We start from the raw sequence: 20,399 nt of genomic DNA, 5'->3' as shown, positions 1-20,399 counted from the left end.
CAGTTATTGTCAGGTTAGCCGGAATCAGCAGCATGTCCGGTTACGCCAAAAACAAGACCATCGTTTCTTTTTTTCACCTGCTGCTGACTGCAGCATCAGGCTACTATCGAGCATGCCGTGTCTGGCCGGATAAGTACTGCCAGGCAGCACAATAATAACAATTCAAAACGCAGGCCCTCCCATGATCCGATTTTTGCTGTTTTCTCTCGTGTTACTGACTGGCAGTGCGTATGCCGCACAATCCACCACCAGTTCCGCTGTTTCTGCAGAGGCTCTGCACCAAAAAGCAATGAATCCGGCGCTGACAGAACATGAACGCATTGATGCGATTAAGCAGCTGTATGGCAATACACTGGTTGATGGCAATATTCCGCCACGAACGGTTTGTGTCTGGGATATTCTTGGCCGCTCCGGGCCTATTTATGCGGCTGCACTGGATCAGCAGGCACGGATGCTGGATATGGGGGTGACCATTAATATGGAGGCCTATACCAATGAAGGGGTGCTGGCCGATGATCTGAAAGCCGGTCAGTGCGATGCCGCTTTATTTACCGGTATCCGCGCGCGTTTATTTAATAAATTTACCGGCACCATCGATGCGATTGGTGCGATTCCGTCATCAAAGCATATGAATATGCTGATGAAAGTACTGGTCAATCCGAAAAATGCACCGCGCATGGAAGAAGGCCAGTTTGTGGTAATGGGTTTTGCCCCTATGGGCGCGGCTTATATTTTCGTCAACGATAAGCAGATCAGCACGCTGGCGAAAGCGGCGGGTAAGCGCGTGGCGGTGATGGATTACGATCTGGTACAGGCGGAAATGATTCTGCAGCTGGGTGCCAATCCGGTGCCGACCAGCGTAGTCAGTGCCGGCAGTAAGTTTAATAACCGCGCCGTGGATGTATTACCTGCACCGCTGGTGGCTTATAACATTATGGAGTTATACCGCGGTATCGGCGATAAGGGCGGTATTGTGAATTATCCGTTCTCGCAGTTAACGCTGCAGTTAATTGGCCGTAAAGATAAATTTCCGACTGAAATTGCCCAGCTGGTGCGTGAGAATTTTTACAGCCGCTTTGCCGCTATTGAAAAAGAAGTAGAACGTCAGACTGGTGATGTGCCGGATAATCTGTGGATTGATATTTCAGCGGAAGACAAAGCCGAATACCAGCTGATGATGCAGCAGGCACGGATTGCCCTGCGTGACCGCGATTATTACGACGGTGATATGCTGACGCTGCAGCGTAAAATCCGCTGTAAATTTGAGCCTTCGCATTCGGAATGTGCGCAGCCGGTCGAGTAATTCTGACGGTTGCCAGCGACAGTCAGGGCGGTCGCTGGCAGTTACAGAGTGCAGATGATGGTGTCAGCTGTAACCTGTCGCTATGCGCTTCTTCCTCCATCTGCTAAGGTCGCGCCTTAAGTACGAACCCGGAAGAGAAAATCATGACCGATACCCCGCCTGCTACTCCATCTGCACCACGTAAAACCGACCATCTGCAGGGTGTTACGCTGGAAAATCTGCTCAACCAGCTGGTGGATCAGTACGGCTGGGCAACGCTCAGCGATCTGGTGCGTATCAACTGTTTCCGCTCCAACCCCAGCATCCGTTCCAGTCTTACCTTTCTGCGCCGTACCCCCTGGGCCAGAGCACAGGTGGAGGCGGTGTTTATCGGTTTTAAAGATGGTCTTGAGGTAGAAGCGATTCGCGGGCGGCTCAAAACCATGGCGGCCGGTGATGGCTTAAGCAAAGCGGCGCAGAAGCAAAAAAGCGCCGCCGCCAAACCCCGTAAACCCGGCGCTCCGGACCCCTGGAAAAAAGCCCGCGGCGAATAAATCCGGTTGGGCTGAACGCATCAGCCCATACTGACAATGGCTTTGCGGAAGCGTGCCAGTGCCACGCTGAAAAATACCGCGCCAATCGCCAGTAATATCAGCAGTAACGGCCAAACACTTTCAAACCCGGCACCGCGATAGAGAATATCCTGCGCCAGTGACACAAAATGAGTGGAAGGCGACAGCTGCATAATCCAGCGCAGCGCATCCGGCATACTTTCCTGCGGTGTCGTACCGCCCGACAGCAGATACATAATCACCACCACCGGAATAATCAGCAGGCCGAACTGTGCCATGGAACGGGTGAGGGTGCCGAGCATAATGCCCAGCGACGTTACCGAAAACAGGTACAGCGCCGAGGCCAGGGCAAATAAAGTCACCGAGCCATGAATGGGTACCGCCAAAAGCTTATTCACAACCAGCCAGAGTGACAGCAGGGTTGCGATTAAAATCACCAGACCATTGGCCCAGATTTTGGCCAGCATAATTTCTGCCGGAGTGACCGGCATCACCAGCAAATGTTCGATGGTGCCGTGTTCGCGTTCACGGATCAGGGCTGCACCGGTAAGAATAATGCCGAGCATGGTCACACTGTTAATCACCTGCATTACCGAGTTAAACCAGGCCGAGCTGGAATTCGGGTTAAACAGCTTACGCACGCTGATTTTAACCGGCAGCTGGTCGGCAAAGTTCAGTGTTGGCGCCAAAGCATGAATGGCCTCGGCGAGAATAATCTGCTGAATATACACGGCGCCGTTACCGGCCTGGGTCATGGCGGAAGCATCCACATTTAACTGTACTTCAGGCTGTTTACCCTGCAGCAGATCACGTTCAAAATCCGGTGGAAATACCAGCACAAAGACAAACTCGCCGTTATCCAGCACTTCGTTCATACGGGAGGCTGCAATGCGCACCGCAGGCTGAAATTCCGGTGCCAGCAGGCTGGCGGTAATCTGCCGCGATAACGCGGAATTATCATCATCAACCACCGCGACCGAGGCGTTTTTAACCTCAAAATTGACCCCGGTTGCCACGGTATAAACAGCCACCGAAAAAATATAAATAATCAGCAGCAACAGTACCGGGTCGGCTTTCAGGCTGAATAACTCTTTGATGCCCAGCTGAGCGATATTTTTTACACGCATAATTAACGCTCCTGTTTATTCAGGCCGAGCCAGGCCAGCAGGGTAAAGAGCAGCACAAAACCAGCCAGTGCCAGATGGTTATGCCATAGCTGGGAGAAGGTCAGGGCTTTGGTAAAACTGCCCATGCTGATCTGCTGAAACCAGGCCGACGGGAACCCCAGCCCAAGCCACTGGCTGGCACCGGTTAATGACGATACCGGGGTTAATAAACCGGAGAAATTCACCGCCGGTAAAATGCTGAGTACCGCGGCGGCAAATAAGGCGGCAACCTGAGTACGGGTAAAAGATGAAATCACCATACCGAAACCTGTGGTCGCCCACACATACAGCAATGCACCACTGCTTAGTGTCAACAGTGAACCGCGCACCGGCACCTGAAACAGCAGCACGGCCATTAACAGCAGGGTGATATAGCTTAAAAAGGCAATGGCAATATAAGGCGCCTGTTTGCCAAGCAAAAACTCCAGCCGGGTGACCGGGGTAGAACGGAAATTGGCAATAGAGCCGGTTTCTTTTTCCCGCACAATACCCAGTGCAGTCATCATCGCCGGAATCAGCGCCAGCATCAGCATGACTACGCCGGGCACAATGGCAAATACACTTTTAAATGACTGGTTAAAGTGAAAGCGGGTGCTGACCGACATCGGTAAACTGAGCCCGGATGCCTGCGGACTGGCGGCGGCCATCGCCTGTAATTCCTGCAGCATCAGGCCGTCAATATAACCGGCGCTGGTTTCCGCTTTAAAGGGCATGGCGCCGTCAATCAATACACCAATTTCCGGCTGCCAGCCGAGTAATAAATGGCGGCCAAAATCCGGCGGGATTTCAACCAGCATGCTCAGTTTGCCACTGCGCAATTGCTGCATACCATCAGCAAAATCCAGTGGTGCGGGTTGCTCGTCGAAATAACGCGAACCGGATAGTCCTTCGAGCAGCATACGGCTTTCCCGTGACTGGTCCTGATCGATGACTGCGTATTTTAAATTATCCACATCAAAAGAAATGCCATAACCAAAGGTCAGCATCAGTAACAGCGGGCCGAATAAGGCAAACAGCAGACGGATAGGATCGCGCTGAATTTCCAGCGTTTCACGCCAGGCATAGGCCCACCAACGGCGCAGACTGAAGGCCTGACGTACAGGCTTCTGGCGCATGTCCTGTTCAGGAATATCCGGACGGCCTGCCAGTGTTTCAACTGAAACGTCACTGTTAACCGGGCTGTCTGTCAGGCCAGCGGCTTCGCGCAGGTAATCAACAAAGGCAATTTCCAGTGATGCGCTGCCACGCTGTTGCGCCAGTTCGGCGGGTTTTCCCACCGCCAGCACTTTGCCGGCATGCATCAGCGAAATACGGTCGCAGCGCTCGGCTTCGTTCATAAAATGGGTGGAAATAAAGATAGTCACGCCCTGTTCACGCGACAGACGGATTAAATGACTCCAGAACTGATCACGCGCCACCGGGTCAACGCCGGAGGTTGGCTCATCCAGAATTAAAATATCCGGCTGATGCAATACCGCAACCGCCAGCTGCAGACGCTGGCGGATACCTAAAGGCAGACTTTCCGGCAGACTGCTCTGCACGTCGGCAAGACCGAATTCTTCCAGTACATCGGCAATACGCGCTGATCCCTGTTGCTCTTCCAGCGCATAGAGTTTGGCATGCAGTTCGAGGTTCTGGCGTACGCTGATTTCGCTGTACAGCGAAAAGCTTTGCGACATATAGCCGACTTTTTTCCGCGTTTCCATATCATTGGCCTGCGGCAGCTGACCGAATAAACGCGCTTCACCGGATGAGAAGGGTAAAAGCCCCGTCAGCATTTTCATGGTGGTGGTTTTGCCACAGCCATTGGAACCTAAAAAGCCGAATATCTCGCCGCGCTGGATGCGGAAGGAGACATCATTCACTGCAATAAAATCGCCAAAACGCCGGGTTAAATGCCGTGCTTCAATCGCGGGAGGACCATCGTGCTGCACCGCCGGGGGCACCACCACCTCATGATGACCGGCACGTTTTTCTTCCGGCAACAGGGCAATAAAGGCTTTTTCCAGCGTATCGCAGCCGGTTTTATGCAGTAATTCCTGTGGTGTGCCGGTGGCAATAATCTGGCCATCGTCCATGGCGGCCAGCCAGTCAAACTGCTGCGCTTCTTCCATATAAGCGGTGGCGACCAGTACGCTCATCTGCGGCCGCTCACGGCGGATTTCCTGAATCAGCTGCCAGAATTGCATACGTGATAACGGATCAACGCCGGTAGTGGGCTCATCCAGTACCAGTAAATCGGGATCGTGAATTAATGCGCAGCACAGACCGAGTTTTTGCTTCATGCCGCCGGACAATTTGCCTGCCGGACGTTCAAGAAAAGGGGCCAGACCGGTGGCTTGGGTTAAACGCTGAATACGGCTGTTGCGCTCGGCTTTATCCTGACCAAATAAATGCCCGAAAAAATCCAGGTTTTCCGCCACGCTTAACGTGGGGTAGAGGTTTTTGCCCAGACCCTGTGGCATATAGGCAATGCGCGGCAGGCTGGCATTACGGTGGCGGCGGTTATTAATATCGCCACCGAGTACCGTCAGCTGCCCCTGCTGCAGTTGGCTGACGCCGGTAATTAATGACAGCAGTGTGGATTTACCCACACCATCTGGGCCGATAAACCCAGCCATGACCCCGGCGGGAATATCAATATCCAGCGGTGCCAGCGCCTGGGTTTTGCCATAAACGTGCTTTAAGCCGCGGGCTCTGACAATGCTGCGGAACGCTTGCTGATCCATATCTGTATCCATACCTGTATTCATAGGTCAGGGTCTGCGGCAGTCTTTGCTGTTACAGACGATTGTTGGTGGATATGAATATCAGGGCAGTTGCACGGCCAGATTTTCCGGCCATTCCAGAGTGCTGTTGGTACGCACATAGGCACTTCCGCGCACGCCGGTTTTGACTTTTTCTTCGTGCAGTTTCAGTAACTGCGGATCAATGCTGAGTTTTACCCGGAACATCAGGTTGTTGCGCTCTTCGCTGGTTTCTACCGATTTCGGGGTAAATTGCGCATCACCGGCAATAAACGAAACCCGCGCCGGCACCACGTATTCCGGAATCGGGTCGAGCACCAGTCGTGCTTCGTCATTAATACCCAGCTTTCCAACCTGAGTGGCCGGTAAGAAAATGGTCATATACACATCGGAAACATCCAGCAGGGTAATCACCCGGCCACCGGCGGCGAGCACTTCGCCCGGTTGTGCCAGTACATACTGCACACGGCCGTTACGCGGGGCGTAAATCTGTGTGTCATCCAGCAGACTCTGTAATTCCTGTAGTCCGGCACGTGCCGCTTCGATACTGGCCTGGGTGCGTTTTTCGGTGGCCTGTGCCAGACGCAAACCGGCGCTTGCTGATTCCTGCTGGGTTTCGGCCTGATCCAGTTTGTCCTGCGGGGCGACTTTTTGTTTAAACAGGGTTTGCGCGCGTTTTAATTCGGCATTGGCCAGCTTCAGCTGACTCTGACGCTGGGCGACAGCAGCGGCGGCTTCTTCGGCGGCCAGTTCAGCCTGGGCAATCTGTGCTTCGGCTTCGCGCTTTTTCGCCAGCAGTTGCTGGTTATCCATGCGTACCAGCAAATCACCGGCGGCGACCAGCTGACCTTCGCTGACCAGAACTTCGGCTACCCGGCCAGCGGTTTTTGTGGCCACTTCCACCTGTTCGGCTTCCAGCCGGCCGTTGGTTTCAACCAGGCCTTCCGGCAGTGATGATGGGTTAAATAAAGTCCAGGCCAGTGTGCCGACCGCGGCGAGAATAACGGCAGCGGCAGAGAGAATTTTCTTCGTTTCCATGACACAAACTCCTTAAGGCAGAAAAAGGGGCAGAACAAACAGGGATGAATAATAAATACTGTGCTGCCAAGGGTACTCAATCCGGGCCATAAGGCTATTGATATTGCGCAAACTTCAGCAACAGGATAGTTATCGGTAATACGGTCTTTGCTCAAGAAAGATCAGGTTTTATGCGGCTTAGCTCCGTTTTATCGCAGGGTCGTTGCATTTTCAGGACAGAGTGTCGGCTATGTCGGTTTGTTATCCACACTCAGACGCGTAAAAAAGCGCGCCGAAATGCCATGAATAAAAATGCTGAGCAGCACGGTCAGTACGGTGGTGGCGAAGAGTTCGGCGTGATCCGGATTGCTGCTGCCGAAGCCGAGCTGCTCGCTGACCAGCAGCAGATACAGAATACTGGCAATACCGCGCGGGCCAAACCAGGCAAGAAACATACGCGCGCGCCATGGCAGGCCGCTGCCGGTGAGGCTGATAAATACCGGAATCATACGGATAACGGTCAGGCTCAGCAGGGCGTAAATCCAGCTGTTAAGCGTGATGTGTGGCAGGGCATCGGGCACAAAAATCAGGCCAAACAGGAAGAACATGGTCAGGCTCAGTAACTGGCCTTCGGCTTCACCAAATTCTTTCAGACGCTGCAGTACCAGGGTGTGATGTGACTGCAGAAAAAGCCCGGCGAGAAACACCGCAATAAAACCGTTACCACCAAGAATCTCAGCCCCGCTGTATGCCAGAAGAGCCAGTGCCGGGGCTGATAAGCGCTGGAATGAAGCCGTCATCCACTGACGCCGGGCAGCGGTCTCGGTCAGCAGTCCACCGACCCGGCCGGTTGCAACACCGCATAACACGCCGATCAGAAATTGTTTGCTGATAAACAACAGCCAGTGCAGATGATCAATGGCAGAACCGGCAGCGGTATTTGCTGCCAGCAGGGCCATAACAAATAATAAAACCGGCAACGCAATGCCATCGTTCAGGCCGCTTTCTACAGTAATAGAATGGCGCAGTGATTCGTCGATATCTTTTTTATTAAAAATAGATTGTGCCAGTGCCGCATCGGTCGGCGTGAGCATAATGGCGAGCAGGGCCGCCAGCAGCCAGCCTCCGGCAAATAACGGATAGGCCAGCAGGGTGCCGGCAACCATGGTCAGTGGCAGGCCAATAGCCAGCAGGCGGATGGGTAATACTTCAAATTTGACCAGATGGGCACGTTCAATCTGGCTGGCATCAACAAACAGAATCAGTGCCAGAGTAAATTCCGCCAGCACCATCAGGCCTTTGCCGTCAATTTCTGCGGTTACCCAGTCAAGCCAGGCCGGCCCGAGCAAAATCCCCAGGGCGGTGAACATCATCGGCGCAGTCAGCGCGGCCTGCTCGGTCTTGCGGGAAAACAGCGCATAAGCAAATACTGCGGCGGCAATTAACAGAGCAAGAGGTTCAGCCAGCATGGAAAAATCCTTTCCGGTTATTCTTCCCAGATAATACGCAATGGCTCGCCAAAATCATCGTAAATGACTTTTTTACGCGGACGGCGGTGTTTTTTCTCGGCTGCCGGTTTGCTGTGCTTGCGGCTGGCTTCGCGTCGCTGGTCGATGGTTTTTAATACATCGGTCAGCGGAGTGCGTTCTTCTTTGGGCTTATCAAAGGCCAGGGAGTGATCGTTATAGCGGCCATTCTGCAGCCCGGTTTCGCCACGGGCCACCTCTTTTACTTCGCCACCCTGACGCAGAAAGTCATCGACTTCCTGATTCAGTTGATCGCGTAAATCGCGTTTGCTCGGGCGTTTATTCATAGGCTCGCTTTAGCGCACTGATGGTCGTACAAGGAGTCAGGAAACAGACCTGACATGTCTGACACGGAGGTTTAGTATAAAGCATCGAATAACAATAAGAATCCCAATGACACTAATACCGACGCTTTTCCTCCGCGCCCGTCTGCAGGCGCAGGCTGCGCGCCTACTCAGTCAGCCCGGTTTACTGGCTTTGCGCCGCCGCTGGCGTGAAGGTCGAAGGCTGCTGGCCAATCGCCCGCATGAAATACAGGTTTTTCTGCGCATCGACGACCCTTACAGCTATCTGCTGGTACAGATACTGGCGGATTTTCAGCAGCATTATGGCGTCAGCGTGCGTTGCTTTACCGTGCTGGAGCTGCAGGACGATATGTACCCCGAGCCTGCGCTGTGGCACAGCAATGCCTTTAAAGATGCCGGTTATCTGGCCGGGCTGTATGGGCTGGATTATCCATCACAGGAATTGCCGGATTCACAACAACAAAACCCACAACAACGCCGACAACAGCAAAGCCAGCAGCGCGCGATGCGCCGCTTACAGGCCAGTGCCCAGCTGTTATTGCTGGAGCGTCGCGGCCAGCCCGACTGGCAGGCGGTAGAAAAGGTATTCCGCGCTTACTGGTACGACGATACGCGGGTGCTGGACAGTTATCCGCTGCTCAATCACGACCTGAACGAGCATCTGCGCCGCAATGAACAACGCCTGCAGCAACTGGGGCATTACCTCAGTGCAACGCTGTATTACGAAGGCGAATGGTACTGGGGGCTGGATCGTCTCGATCATCTGCAGCAGCGTCTGCGCGATCTGGGCTTACAAAAGGCCGATGGTACCCTGATGGAATTTAACCGCACCTGGCGCGACTTCTGCTGCCATCCTGTTGCTGATATTCCTCCTGCAGAAAACAAACCGCTGGTGCTGTATTTTTCCGCGCGCAGCCCCTACAGCCATCTGGGGCTGGAGCAGATGCTGCAACTGGCACAGCACTACCGCCAGCCATTAATAATTAAACCGGTATTGCCCATGCTGATGCGCGGGCTGAAAGTACCGGCGCTGAAAAAATGGTACATCTTCGCCGACACCCAGCGCGAAGCACGCAAGCGCGGCATTGCGTACGGCTATGTCGCCGACCCGCTCGGTGCCGGGGTGGAACGCTGTTACAGCCTGTTCGCCTGGGCGCAGCAGCAGGGCAAAGCCGCCGACTATTTACTGAGTTTCTCCCGCGCGGTTAACAGCGAAGGTGTACTGGCCGAAACCGACTCCGGCATGCGCCTTATCGTGCAGCGCGCCGGCCTTAACTGGCCTGACGCCAAAGCCATTCTGCAGCGTGATGACTGGCGTACACACTGGCAGGACTGGGCCGAAGCCAACCGCCAGGAAATGATCAGTTATGGGTTATGGGGCGTGCCCAGTATGCGTTATGGCGAGCTGGCGGTCTGGGGGCAGGACAGGATTTTTGTGATAGAGCGGGCGTTAAGACAAGCCGGGGCGGTTGAGTAGCCGCTGCGCGGGCTGGCTTTTGGGCTGCAGCCCGGCCCTATGACCTCTTTGAGGTGTCTTACCCCTCACGCCGGTCGGGCAAACTCCCCGCTTCGCGCTTTGTGGCCCGTTAATCCTTGTTCACTCGATTTTTCTGACCACGCGCCCGTGCAGAGACTTCAGGCATCCTGCCTTTCGCCCTACGGGCCAGCCTGCGGCTGTTCAATTTTGTTCCAGACAAAATTGTCCATGTCGCTGCGCGCTCGCCGGGCATCCATGCCCGGCGGATCAGAAAAACCATCGTTCGCTGCGGCGGGCCATGTGCGCATATATCCAGACGCAAAGCCGTATATAAAACAAACGCCGAAGTGTAGGAGCGGGCCATGCCCGCGATATCGCTCGATTAGGCAGGTCACAGACAGACAAATTCAGCTGCACGCAGCTTTTTAACATAAAAAAATCCGTGGCTGAAAAGCGGCTTAGCGTTATGGTTTTATGCGCCTGCAGGACGCCGGTTTGAATAATACTGCGCTGGTACTTTCTGGCAGGGTGCCGGGCGAGCGAATAGGGCCATGGACAATTTTGTCAGGCAAAAAATTGAGCAGCCGCAGGCTGACCCAAGGGGCGAAGGGCAGGACGCCCGGAGTACCGCCCATTATTCGTGTTACCGAGATCGCAGGATTATTCAGATTGGGGCGCAGGGGCTTGCCCCGCATTGGCTTTGAATTAATCGCAAAAGCCATCCCGCGCAGCGGCTATGGAGCAACCCCACAGCGACAACTCTCTCTTCCTGCTTTTTTTTGCCAAATTTCCTGCGCAATCTTGTCATGGTTTGCCCAGCCAAGCTGCGTCACACTGAACTCCGCTGTTTATTCATCGTATAACCCGTTAACAGGTATTCCAGTCAGGAAAATCAATAACAACTAATAACAAGAGGCATGTCATGGAATTTAATAATGTAGCCGCCATCGTCACCGGCGGCGCGTCAGGTTTGGGCGAAGGCACGGTACGCGCACTGGCCGCCGAAGGTTGCCGGGTAGCGATTTTCGATTTACAGGAAGAGCGGGGCGAAGCGCTGGCCAAAGAAGTTGGCGGTATTTTTGTGCGCTGTGATGTGTCGTCGGCCGAGAGTGCCGAGGCCGCTTTTAAAACCGCACGCGAAGCTCATGGCCTGTGTGGCATTGCCGTGAACTGTGCCGGTATTGCTCCGGCGGCAAAAATTGTTGGCCGCGAAGGGCCAATGGCGCTGGATGCTTTTAACCGCGTTATTCAGGTCAATCTGGTGGGTACCTTTAATATTATGCGTCTGGCCGCGGCCGAGATGATGGAGCGCGAAGCCAATGCCGATGGCGAGCGCGGCATTATTATCTGCACCGCGTCAGTTGCGGCTTACGAAGGCCAGATTGGTCAGGCGGCTTACAGCGCTTCCAAAGGTGGTGTGGTGGCAATGACACTGCAGTCGGCGCGTGAATTAGCGCGCAGCGGTATCCGTGTTAATACCATTGCCCCCGGCCTGTTTATGACACCGATGATGGCCGGTATGCCCCAGGAAGTGCAGGACAGCCTGGCGGCGACACTGCCATTTCCGCAGCGCCTTGGTCGTCCGGAAGAATTCGGCATGATGGTGAATCAGATGGTTAAAAATCCGATTCTGAACGGCGAAGTTATCCGTCTGGATTGCGCTCTGCGCATGGCACCGAAGTGAGAACAGCATGAGCTTTATTAAAGAACCTCAGGAACGCGCACTGTTCCGCGATAACGTAGCCCGCCTGCTCGAAGCCGAAGTTGCTCCGCATTATGAGCAGTGGGAAAAAGACGGCATTGTACCGGCACAAATCTGGCGCACTCTGGGTGAGTCGGGTTTGTTATGTGTCGATATGCCGGAAGAATTTGGCGGTTGCGGTGTACCGTTCGATTATTCCGTAGTAGTCGGTGCCGAGCTGGCGCGCATGGGCTTTGGCGCACTGGCGACCAATGTGATGGTGCATTCCGATATTGTTGCGCCGTACCTGCAGCATATCGGCAGCGAGCAGCAAAAACAGCAGTGGCTGCCGAAAATGGCCAGCGGTGAAATCGTCGGTGCCATCGCCATGACCGAACCCGGCGCGGGCAGCGATTTACAGGCTATGCGCGCGTCGGCAAAAAAAGACGGCGAGCATTATATTCTTAACGGTTCAAAAACCTTTATTACCAACGGCCAGCACGCCGGACTGGTGATTGTGGCGGCGAAAACCGATCCGACGGCCGGTGCCAAAGGCATCAGTTTATTTCTGGTCGACACGACGCTTGCGGGCTTCAGCCACGGCCGCAATATGGAAAAAATCGGTCAGCATTGCGGCGATACCTCTGAATTGTTTTTCGACAATATCCGCCTTCCGGCATCGGCGTTACTGGGTGAAGAAGGCATGGGCTTTGTTTACCTGATGCGCGAATTACCACGCGAGCGTCTGGTGATTGGTGCGCTGGCCTGTGCCGCCGCCCGTGGCGCACTGGATTTAACCGTCGCCTACACCACCGAGCGTGAATTATTCGGCCAGAAACTCAGCCAGTTGCAGAATACCCGTTTCCGCATTGCTGAAATGGAAACCGAATACCGCGTTAATCAGGCCTTTATTGACCAGTGTATTGGCCAATACAGCGCCGGTGAGCTGGATACCGCTACGGCATCGATGGCGAAATACAGCGCCACCGAAATGCAGTTTCGCGTAGCCGATGGTTGCCTGCAATTATTTGGTGGTTATGGCTACACCTCGGAGTATCCGATTTCCCGCGCCTTTACCGATGCCCGTGTGCAGCGTATTTACGGCGGCGCGTCAGAAATTATGAAAGAAGTGATTGCCCGTTCCCTGTTAGGAAAATAGCAGTCCAGGCAGCAGCTGATAAAGCGACAGCGCAGAGCAGCAACTCAGATAAACCCCGATATATAAACAAAAGTGGCTGACCATCCGGCAATAATATTTATCCAGGGATCGTCAGCCCAAAAAATCCGGAGCAAACTATGCACAATAATGACGTCGTTATTTGTGGGGCAGCCCGTACCCCAATGGGCGCTATGCTGGGCGAATTAAGCAGTGTACCGTCACCGCAATTAGGCGCGGTGGCTATTTCCGCTGCGATAGAGCGTGCGGGCCTGAGCCCGGATGAGATTAACGAAGTGATTATGGGCTGTGTATTACCAGCCGGACTGGGGCAGGCCCCGGCGCGTCAGGCGTCGCGTGCGGCGGGAATTCCCGACAGCTCAGGCTGCTCGACCGTGAATAAAATGTGCGGCTCCGGTATGCAGGCAATTATTCTGGCCCACGATCAGATCAAAGCGGGCAGCAATAACGTGATGATTGCCGGTGGTATGGAAAATATGAGTCAGGCACCGTATTTATTACCCAAAGCGCGCGCCGGTATGCGTATGGGGCACGGCCAGGTTATTGATTCGATGTTTTTTGATGGTCTCGAAGATGCCTACGAAGGCGGCCTGATGGGCGTGTTTGCCCAGCGCAGCGCCGATGAATACGGCATCAGCCGCGAAGCCATGGATAACTTTGCCATCCGCTCGCTTAATCAGGCGCTGGCGGCGATTAAAAACGGCCATTTTGAACCGGAAATTGCGGCAGTGCTGGTATCAGACCGCAATGGTGATACCCTGATCGACGTTGATGAGCAGCCGGGCAAAGCCCGCCCGGAAAAAATCCCAACGCTGAAACCGGCGTTCAAAAAAGACGGTACTATTACTGCTGCCAACGCCAGTTCCATCAGCGATGGTGCGTCAGCCCTGGTACTGACCAGCAGCGCCTACGCGCAGCAGAAAAACCTGCAACCACTGGCACGCATCGTTGCCCATGCAACCCATGCGCAATTACCGGCGGAATTTACCCTGGCGCCTATCGGCGCAATAAAAAAGGTGCTGGAAAAAGCTGGCTGGAACAGTGCCGAGGTGGATTTATTCGAGATTAACGAAGCCTTCGCCGTTGTCAGCCTGCTGGCGATTCAGGAATTGGGGCTGGATGAGAATAAGGTAAACGTCAATGGCGGTGCCTGCGCACTTGGCCACCCGATTGGTTCTTCCGGTTCACGTATCGTGGTTACCCTGATTAATGCACTGAAACAGCGTGGCCTGACAAAAGGCGTGGCCTCTCTCTGCATTGGTGGTGGCGAAGCCACGGCGGTGGCTGTCGAGATTCTGTAAGCAGGGGTTTATCCGGTTTGGCAGGAGGCCATACTCTGCAAGTAACAGCCTTAAAGCCACTGACAAAGGTCAGTGGCTTTCCTGACGTTGTAAATCGGCCTGAACGCGTGCCAGACAGGCGGCTGCTTCAGAACGAATACCGGCATCAATGGCATTGAGTGACACATAGGCCACGGTCGCGATCGCACGGTTACTTAATTCATCCGCCTCTGTGCTGTCGCACTCATCCGCAATCTGCCGGCCCAGTGCATCCGGGTAAGCATGGGTTATAACATCAGCATAATTCTGCAGCTCAGCGGCGCTCATGTTTTTAACATCCAGCTGCTTCAGTTCCTCTATGGGATATGCAAAACCATGGCGGTTAAAAGGCTTACCTTCGATACTCAGGGGAACCAGCTCACGGGCAGCTTCCATAATATCGGGAAACCTCCAGGTAGGCGGTTCAGGAATACTCTGTACCTGTGCAGCAGCCTCAGTATCTGCGGTCTGTGTTTCAATCTGAGAGCAGGCGGATAACAGCAGGACTGAGGTTGCTAAAATCAGTAGTCTGGTCATTCAATCCCCGTATCGATGATCTATGCAAAGGGCGTCATTCAGGCACTTTATTCCCATACACAGGGTTGGCTTCCGGTTGCGCCAGAAAAGGGCATCTGACCTGATTTATAGTGCCAGGGTTGGGCTTGTTCGTAGGTTTTTAAGCGGCAACTCAGCCAGCTTTCCCAAACGATAAACTGTGGGTGCTCTTTACTTTCCTTTGTCAGTTTCTCAATTGCTTCTTTCTGGATTTTGACAGCCTCGTTGAATTGGCCATTTTCTGCATATATTGCTGCAAGCGTATCCAGTGTGGATGATCTTTCCGCTTCCTCATCATCTTCTATGACATCTTTAATAAGCTCTGATGCCAATGCGCCATCTCTGAACTCTTCGTCAGGATGGGTGGCTAACCACCAGGCATAATGATGAGCGGAATAAACATAGCGGTCATGGTCAATGGCTCTTTGAAATAAGAGCTTTGAAATTTTTAGATTCTTATCGACACCTTTACCAAAGGCATAAGTTTTTGCCAGCAATCCCAGTGCAGGTGAGTATTCAGAATAGCGGTTACCTCTGAGTATATCTGTACCTTGGCTGTCATTATCCGGATCGTCGTCATATAGCATTATCCGTGCTTCAGCTAAGGGGATGAAGTAATCAAGATACTGATCCCAGGGGGCATATCCCAGGCTTTTGGCTAACTCGAAGTATTTTTTAGCCTTATCAATGTCCCGTGGTATCTGATAATCGGATAAGTACAGAAAACTGGCCATCACAGCGGAGGTCTTGTCGCCATCCTGAATCGCGGCGGCTTCAAAGAAGGGCAGGGCTTTAGCGTATTCGTTGTCATCAACCAGATCAAAGCCTTTACCGCCCTGGGTGGTTGCGCAGCCTGATATTTGTAATAAAAAAGTGAAAGCTACCAGTATTTTCTTATACATAAAAACTTAAAAACCAAAATTAATCACTCGATTACCGGGAATGCTCTCATATTAAGGTCAGTCTATATGAGACGTTTTTCTTCGTCGCTTTAAATTACGGATTGAACGGCAAATTTTCGCACTCACATCGTATTTTGTAAAACAAAATAACCCTTTTACTCTCTTTTGATGAATCCAGGTTCCTGAGTCTGCGCTTACCAAGATGGTTGTCCAGCATAGCCAGGCCCTGATAAGAAGATTTTCTGATGTGAGCGAGGCATCAATAGGAGTGTTACAGTATTCATCTGATGATCGTAAAAGATATACTGATGAAACCTGCCTTCCGGGAAAAACTCGTTATGTGCCATGCTCTGGGCTTTATATGGCGTAATATCTTCCCGATTTACAATCCCATTGGTATGTTTATATTCAAGTAGCAGAGCGAAATTATACTCATACCTCATCATCAATGGTGCCGAGGTGATTTATATGAAATTAACGAAGCCTTTGCCGTCGTCAGCCTGCTGGCGATTCAGGGACTGGGGCTGGATGAGGATAAAGTCAACGTCAATGGCGGTGCCTGCGTACTTAGTCACCCGATTGGTTCTTCCGGTTCACGTATCGTAGTTACCCTGATGAATGCACTGCAACAGCTTGGCCTGACAAAAGGCGTAACCTCTCTCTGTATTGGTGGTGGCTATCGAAGTCCTGTAAGCAGGAATACTCTGTACCTGTGCAGCAGCCTCAGTATCTGTGGTCTGTGTCTCAACCTGAGAGCAGGCGGATAACTGCAGGACTCAGGTTGCGGAAATCAGTAGTCTGGTCATTCGATCCCCGTATCGATGATATTTTTCGGGGATCTCCTGCCTAAAATTATGCAGGCAGAATAGTACTCTTAATTCTGATGCCGCTTTTATACACAGATATCGGCGAAGGGGGGGCTTAAAAATACAAAGCTGTTGTTATGGCAGGAGTGGTCGTAGGGAGCAGGGGGGGGGGGGCCGTAAAACCTGAGTAAACGGCAGGTGAATGCAGAGATTTTTTCGCAGAAAAAATGCTGGAGTTATTGCCAGTAAGAAAACTTGCAGTAGGCAGTCTACGTTGATGCTTGGCTATTGTTGAACCGGATTAAAGTCATAGCTATCAGCTTTTATCAATAAAATGTCACCGCTTTGCATTTTAATTTTATATTCTCCATTGTTATATTCAACTTCATTGATACAATCTGATGGTCCCCAAGGTTCTTCATGGGATAATTCAAATCCTTTAACTCCATTAAATTGCAATATATAAGGAATGGCTCTTTGTTGGTTTTTTATAAATGCCGTCAGCTCAATACGTAATGAATGTTCTTGCCATGTGTAAGCTATCGAATACAAGGGAGCATCATGGAGTGGCAATTAGTCAAAGTTCATAAGTTACCTTATCATGCCACGAGTATGGGTGAACGAATCAAGTTCTGGTGGAAGTCGCGCTTTGGGCCGGAGCAATTTTTATACATTTACTGCTACCAGATCTTTAACTTGAGGCCATGAATTGATATCTCCGCCTGAAAAAGATGACGCCTCCAGCTCAGTTAGCTTGCCTGCCAAGGCCATGACTGTTACACCTACGACTTCACCATCTGAATTTATGCCTTGATATTGCACAATATCTTTACCATCTGGAACTGGAATATCCTCAATTTTTTGACCAAAAAAAATCGTGGGACACTTGCCGCAGCCGCAGCGAGCCACTATTACTAGCGAATCGATTTGGTTTGCATAAGAGCCATGTGAAGGATTTGAAAGCACTCGACGAAGGATTATTTTCTCCTCCTCTGTTAGCTCCCTCTTATGCTCTATATAGTATTCCATCGATCACTCCTGACATGCTTTCACCGGTTTGTCCGGTGCAGCGCTTTGTTAGCATGGCCGTCCATTTAATGCGCTATTAATTATGTAAGTTACCCAATCACCTGTTCTTCTACCATCATCAAAGGTAGTGTATCCGTTAGCTCTGTAACGAAAATCCCTTACCCAACCCAGTTTTCCCTTTTTTGTTTCCAAATAACGTATTGCGTATTGGCTTCTTGGATCATCCAAAAGGCCGGCATTACCGGCAAATCGAATCAGTTCAACAATATTCAGGTGATAAGACTCAGGAAATGAAATATCCATGATATGTCGGGTAATCGGTGTACCATCGCTACGCCTTCTTACCAGTTCATGTTCAAGCAGGTACTCTGTACCTTGCTCCAATTTTTCGTTAACACCTGTATCTCCAGTCGCTTCCCTATAAGAAAATAATGCAAATACGGATTTGGCGACTCCAATGTAACAAGGTGTAGGTTTAAAACAACCGCCGAGTCTATCAAAATTAAATTTTGGTATTGTTACTGATCGTCCGCGATCCATTGGTTGATATGTAGTAATCCACTCAATACCATTCAACACGTGATCTGATTTGGATTGGCCTAGTCTGCACATCGCAGAGACCAGCATGGCGTTGTAACAGGGGAGAAAATACTTTTCATCACCGCTTAACGAGAAACCAAAAGGAGTTGCAAGCTTCTCAAAGACCTGTTCAATTAGCTTGCTGGTATATTCAAGGTGCCGGGCAAAAGGTATCTCACTCAACGCAATGAGTCTCCATACATAGAAAAGCGGGTCATTGCTCCAATCTCGTGTGAGTTTTTTTACAAGCTCTGACTGCGCAAGCAGCTGTAATGCCTCACTTCTCGAAATCGAGAGACCATTATGTATACTGATTTTTAGCTCTAGGGCTTTATCCATTAAATTGTTCTGCTAACGCCGCCAGCATGCGCGGCTTTTTAGTGGGGGGCAAAGCCGTAACGGAAAAGCCGTCACGGTGCCTGGCCTTGTTAATCCTTAAGCTCTTGATTTGTTTGACCACGTTTTAGTAGCTCTCTTTTCTTTGGCGACCAATCGGGCGCGCCACATCAAATTTGTTAATAAAATTGCTATGGAAAAATTAAAGCGTTCTCTCGAAGCTGATCCTTTTTTAAATTCCTTCAAGAAAAACGCGCACACCTGTTAATTCAGGTTCAGAAGGCAGCTGTATTAACTAGCAGTTTACAAACCATGTTTGCAAACTGTTGATTCATTTGACGTTTAAGTTACTACCCTCTGACAAAGCGAGCAAGCACGAATTTAAAGTGTGCCTGATTTGCGTATAAATCGGAAATATACTGTATATAGTCCCACCGTTTCTTTACATACGAAGCTTTGTGGGTAAATTGCAGATACCTACAAAAAGTCACTATTCAGCGGTCTTCTGTTCAGGCCTTTTGGCGGGCAGTGCCCACTCTACATATGGAGTGAATGTAGGGCTGCTTCCGTTGCGGATAAGATCCTCTCCCACAGTGCGATGTTTGGTGTTATATCGGGTGTGCGTCTGGATGAACAGCACCAGAGAGGCGCAAGAGAGGATCGGAAGGAGATACCTCTCCTTGCATGGGGCGCAGCGCCGATTGTGTGCTCCTGCACAATCGGCATTCCGCCATGCATGGCGGTCAGGCAGCCCCGCATTGGCTTTTATTCAATAACAAAAGCTACCTCGCGCAGCGGCTCCTTTATTGATCCTGCTGTCGGTACGCCAACGGGCTCACCCCGGTCCAGCCTTTAAACGCGCGTGAAAACGCTCCCGGTTCGGCAAAACCAAGCTGGCTGGATATTTCAGCAATACTGAGGTTTTGCCGGGTCAGCATTACCACGGCCTGATCGCGGCGCAGGTTATCTTTAATTTTCTGATAGGCGCTGCCTTCGGCTTTTAATTTGCGGCACAGGGTGTAGGAGGTCATGTGCAGTTGCTCGGCCACCCAGTCGAGGTTCGGCAGGCTGCTGGTATCGCCGGCTTCAAGCAAGCGGCGCACCTGGGTGGTGATGCTGTCGTCTTCATCGGTCCAGACAATCAGGTCACGTGGTGAATTATTAATAAATTCATCCAGCTCGGTGGGTGTGCGCACCACCGGCATAGAAAGCAGGTTTTTACTGAAAAACAGGCTGTTGCGCTCGCGGCCAAAAAAACAGCGGGTAGGAAATACAAAACGGTATTCATCAAAATGCGGTGGCAGGGCGTGTGTGAACGTGGCCTGGCTGAGCACAATTTTACGGTCAATCAGCCAGCCGGTCAGGCGGTGCCAGACCAGTAATAACCATTCGACCAAAAAAGCATCGGGGTCGAGCTGCGGATTATGATGAGTCAGGCTCAGTTCGGCATCATCGCCATCGAGGTTCAGGCTGATTTCTATTTCTTTGGTAAATAAACGGTAACAGCGGATGCTTTCGCGCAGCACTTCTTCGAGATTATTAGCATGTACCGCCAGTGACCCCATAAGATGAAAATGACCGACCTTACAGGGGTTGATAGTGCGGCCCATAAACTCGTCATCCAGCGCTTTCCAGATCAGGCGAAACAGACGCACAAACTGGTCGGTAGGAATACGCGCCAGTGGCTCGCGGATCAGGTTGGGGTCAATATTCTTCGCCTGCAGCAGGGCCGAGCAATCGCCTTTTTTCTGTTCCAGTCCGTAGAGTGCAGCGCGGGCATAATGTGAAGAGAAGGTCAGATTTTGCATAGCGATATCGGCTGTCCTGCGTTGTTTTTACCAGTGTCTGGCCCGGGTGTCTGGACTGAGCGGCTGGCCTGGCATCAGCGCTCTGGCTGTGCGCAAAAGTTGTTAAGTTATCTGC

At 51.9% G+C, this 20,399-nt stretch carries 19 protein-coding genes and 1 pseudogene; 8 read left to right on the top strand and 12 right to left on the bottom strand.

Annotation, left to right across the window (positions count from 1 at the left end):
• The first annotated feature begins 181 nt into the window (after positions 1–181).
• On the top strand, positions 182–1,303 hold the full coding sequence (locus tag LGT44_RS11020; protein ID WP_222428579.1) for a putative solute-binding protein: 1,122 nt from the start codon (positions 182–184) through the stop codon (positions 1,301–1,303).
• A 143-nt stretch (positions 1,304–1,446) separates the two neighbouring features.
• Positions 1,447–1,836: a VF530 family protein gene (locus LGT44_RS20275; RefSeq protein ID WP_145469646.1), complete on the top strand. Its 390-nt coding sequence runs from the start codon at positions 1,447–1,449 to the stop codon at positions 1,834–1,836.
• A gap of 20 nt (positions 1,837–1,856) precedes the next feature.
• On the opposite strand, the gene LGT44_RS11010 is transcribed toward LGT44_RS20275, so the two are convergent.
• From LGT44_RS11010 to LGT44_RS10990, 5 genes are all read right to left on the bottom strand, one after another.
• Positions 1,857–2,981, bottom strand: coding sequence for an ABC transporter permease (locus tag LGT44_RS11010; protein WP_225692263.1), 1,125 nt, complete (start codon positions 2,979–2,981; stop codon positions 1,857–1,859).
• A gap of 2 nt (positions 2,982–2,983) precedes the next feature.
• Positions 2,984–5,749 carry a ribosome-associated ATPase/putative transporter RbbA gene (rbbA, locus tag LGT44_RS11005; RefSeq protein ID WP_230332333.1) on the bottom strand — a complete coding sequence of 922 codons (2,766 nt, stop codon included), beginning with the start codon at positions 5,747–5,749 and terminating at the stop codon, positions 2,984–2,986.
• An 81-nt stretch (positions 5,750–5,830) separates the two neighbouring features.
• A complete protein-coding gene (locus tag LGT44_RS11000; protein ID WP_230332332.1) occupies positions 5,831–6,805 on the bottom strand; it encodes an HlyD family secretion protein in 975 nt (324 codons plus the stop codon).
• A 227-nt stretch (positions 6,806–7,032) separates the two neighbouring features.
• Complete coding sequence (locus tag LGT44_RS10995; protein ID WP_230332331.1) at positions 7,033–8,253, bottom strand: cation:proton antiporter; 1,221 nt, start codon at positions 8,251–8,253, stop codon at positions 7,033–7,035.
• Between the two features lie 17 nt (positions 8,254–8,270).
• Complete coding sequence (locus tag LGT44_RS10990; RefSeq protein WP_145469641.1) at positions 8,271–8,597, bottom strand: hypothetical protein; 327 nt, start codon at positions 8,595–8,597, stop codon at positions 8,271–8,273.
• A gap of 106 nt (positions 8,598–8,703) precedes the next feature.
• On the opposite strand from LGT44_RS10990, the gene LGT44_RS10985 reads away from it, so the two are divergent.
• The 5 genes from LGT44_RS10985 (at position 8,704) to LGT44_RS10965 (ending at position 14,251) form a co-directional block, all read left to right on the top strand.
• Positions 8,704–10,092 (top strand): DsbA family protein, encoded by a 1,389-nt coding sequence (locus LGT44_RS10985; protein WP_230332330.1) that lies wholly within the window; start codon positions 8,704–8,706, stop codon positions 10,090–10,092.
• 495 nt (positions 10,093–10,587) lie between these two features.
• Positions 10,588–10,998 (top strand): hypothetical protein, encoded by a 411-nt coding sequence (locus LGT44_RS10980; protein ID WP_230332329.1) that lies wholly within the window; start codon positions 10,588–10,590, stop codon positions 10,996–10,998.
• Positions 10,999–11,014: 16 nt separating this feature from the next.
• Entirely contained in the window at positions 11,015–11,776 is a 762-nt protein-coding gene (locus tag LGT44_RS10975) for an SDR family NAD(P)-dependent oxidoreductase (protein WP_145469639.1), read from the top strand.
• Positions 11,777–11,783: 7 nt separating this feature from the next.
• The gene (locus LGT44_RS10970) at positions 11,784–12,932 is read left to right on the top strand and encodes an acyl-CoA dehydrogenase family protein (RefSeq protein WP_225692269.1); all 1,149 of its coding nucleotides are present in this window, start codon (positions 11,784–11,786) and stop codon (positions 12,930–12,932) included.
• A gap of 137 nt (positions 12,933–13,069) precedes the next feature.
• Positions 13,070–14,251, top strand: a complete 1,182-nt coding sequence (locus tag LGT44_RS10965) for a thiolase family protein (RefSeq protein ID WP_230332328.1) — start codon at positions 13,070–13,072, stop codon at positions 14,249–14,251.
• A gap of 69 nt (positions 14,252–14,320) precedes the next feature.
• Here LGT44_RS10965 and LGT44_RS10960 read toward each other — a convergent pair whose 3' ends face one another.
• From LGT44_RS10960 to LGT44_RS20335, 3 genes are all read right to left on the bottom strand, one after another.
• Positions 14,321–14,806 carry a hypothetical protein gene (locus LGT44_RS10960; RefSeq protein ID WP_230332327.1) on the bottom strand — a complete coding sequence of 162 codons (486 nt, stop codon included), beginning with the start codon at positions 14,804–14,806 and terminating at the stop codon, positions 14,321–14,323.
• Between the two features lie 47 nt (positions 14,807–14,853).
• Positions 14,854–15,726 (bottom strand): hypothetical protein, encoded by an 873-nt coding sequence (locus LGT44_RS10955; RefSeq protein ID WP_230332326.1) that lies wholly within the window; start codon positions 15,724–15,726, stop codon positions 14,854–14,856.
• Positions 15,727–15,820: 94 nt separating this feature from the next.
• Entirely contained in the window at positions 15,821–15,949 is a 129-nt protein-coding gene (locus LGT44_RS20335) for a hypothetical protein (protein WP_456243407.1), read from the bottom strand.
• Between the two features lie 238 nt (positions 15,950–16,187).
• On the opposite strand from LGT44_RS20335, the pseudogene LGT44_RS10950 reads away from it, so the two are divergent.
• A pseudogene (locus LGT44_RS10950) lies at positions 16,188–16,421 on the top strand (acetyl-CoA C-acetyltransferase); the annotation flags it as partial.
• A 396-nt stretch (positions 16,422–16,817) separates the two neighbouring features.
• On the opposite strand, the gene LGT44_RS10945 reads toward LGT44_RS10950, so the two are convergent.
• The 4 genes from LGT44_RS10945 to LGT44_RS10930 form a co-directional block, all read right to left on the bottom strand.
• Complete coding sequence (locus LGT44_RS10945; protein WP_230331508.1) at positions 16,818–17,084, bottom strand: hypothetical protein; 267 nt, start codon at positions 17,082–17,084, stop codon at positions 16,818–16,820.
• A gap of 114 nt (positions 17,085–17,198) precedes the next feature.
• The gene (locus LGT44_RS10940; protein WP_230331509.1) at positions 17,199–17,561 is read right to left on the bottom strand and encodes a hypothetical protein; all 363 of its coding nucleotides are present in this window, start codon (positions 17,559–17,561) and stop codon (positions 17,199–17,201) included.
• A 48-nt stretch (positions 17,562–17,609) separates the two neighbouring features.
• Positions 17,610–18,479 carry a hypothetical protein gene (locus LGT44_RS10935; RefSeq protein WP_230331510.1) on the bottom strand — a complete coding sequence of 290 codons (870 nt, stop codon included), beginning with the start codon at positions 18,477–18,479 and terminating at the stop codon, positions 17,610–17,612.
• 800 nt (positions 18,480–19,279) lie between these two features.
• Complete coding sequence (locus LGT44_RS10930; protein WP_230331511.1) at positions 19,280–20,284, bottom strand: AraC family transcriptional regulator; 1,005 nt, start codon at positions 20,282–20,284, stop codon at positions 19,280–19,282.
• Between the last annotated feature and the right edge of the window lie 115 nt (positions 20,285–20,399).

The sequence above is a fragment of the Thalassolituus alkanivorans genome (genome assembly GCF_020447205.1).
GTDB classification, from domain to species: Bacteria; Pseudomonadota; Gammaproteobacteria; order Pseudomonadales; family Oceanobacteraceae; genus Venatoribacter; species Venatoribacter alkanivorans.
This window is presented reverse-complemented; position numbering and strand designations above follow the sequence as displayed.

Coding starts and splice junctions, on each gene's coding strand:
- LGT44_RS10935 (WP_230331510.1), bottom strand. CDS start 18,479: ATGGATAAAGCCCTAGAGCTAAAAATCAGTATACATAATGGTCTCTCG.
- LGT44_RS10955 (WP_230332326.1), bottom strand. CDS start 15,726: ATGTATAAGAAAATACTGGTAGCTTTCACTTTTTTATTACAAATATCA.
- LGT44_RS11000 (WP_230332332.1), bottom strand. CDS start 6,805: ATGGAAACGAAGAAAATTCTCTCTGCCGCTGCCGTTATTCTCGCCGCG.
- rbbA (WP_230332333.1), bottom strand. CDS start 5,749: ATGGATCAGCAAGCGTTCCGCAGCATTGTCAGAGCCCGCGGCTTAAAG.
- LGT44_RS10975 (WP_145469639.1), top strand. CDS start 11,015: ATGGAATTTAATAATGTAGCCGCCATCGTCACCGGCGGCGCGTCAGGT.
- LGT44_RS10960 (WP_230332327.1), bottom strand. CDS start 14,806: ATGACCAGACTACTGATTTTAGCAACCTCAGTCCTGCTGTTATCCGCC.
- LGT44_RS10940 (WP_230331509.1), bottom strand. CDS start 17,561: ATGGAATACTATATAGAGCATAAGAGGGAGCTAACAGAGGAGGAGAAA.
- LGT44_RS10985 (WP_230332330.1), top strand. CDS start 8,704: ATGACACTAATACCGACGCTTTTCCTCCGCGCCCGTCTGCAGGCGCAG.
- LGT44_RS10990 (WP_145469641.1), bottom strand. CDS start 8,597: ATGAATAAACGCCCGAGCAAACGCGATTTACGCGATCAACTGAATCAG.
- LGT44_RS10930 (WP_230331511.1), bottom strand. CDS start 20,284: ATGCAAAATCTGACCTTCTCTTCACATTATGCCCGCGCTGCACTCTAC.
- LGT44_RS10970 (WP_225692269.1), top strand. CDS start 11,784: ATGAGCTTTATTAAAGAACCTCAGGAACGCGCACTGTTCCGCGATAAC.
- LGT44_RS11020 (WP_222428579.1), top strand. CDS start 182: ATGATCCGATTTTTGCTGTTTTCTCTCGTGTTACTGACTGGCAGTGCG.
- LGT44_RS11010 (WP_225692263.1), bottom strand. CDS start 2,981: ATGCGTGTAAAAAATATCGCTCAGCTGGGCATCAAAGAGTTATTCAGC.
- LGT44_RS20275 (WP_145469646.1), top strand. CDS start 1,447: ATGACCGATACCCCGCCTGCTACTCCATCTGCACCACGTAAAACCGAC.
- LGT44_RS10965 (WP_230332328.1), top strand. CDS start 13,070: ATGCACAATAATGACGTCGTTATTTGTGGGGCAGCCCGTACCCCAATG.
- LGT44_RS10995 (WP_230332331.1), bottom strand. CDS start 8,253: ATGCTGGCTGAACCTCTTGCTCTGTTAATTGCCGCCGCAGTATTTGCT.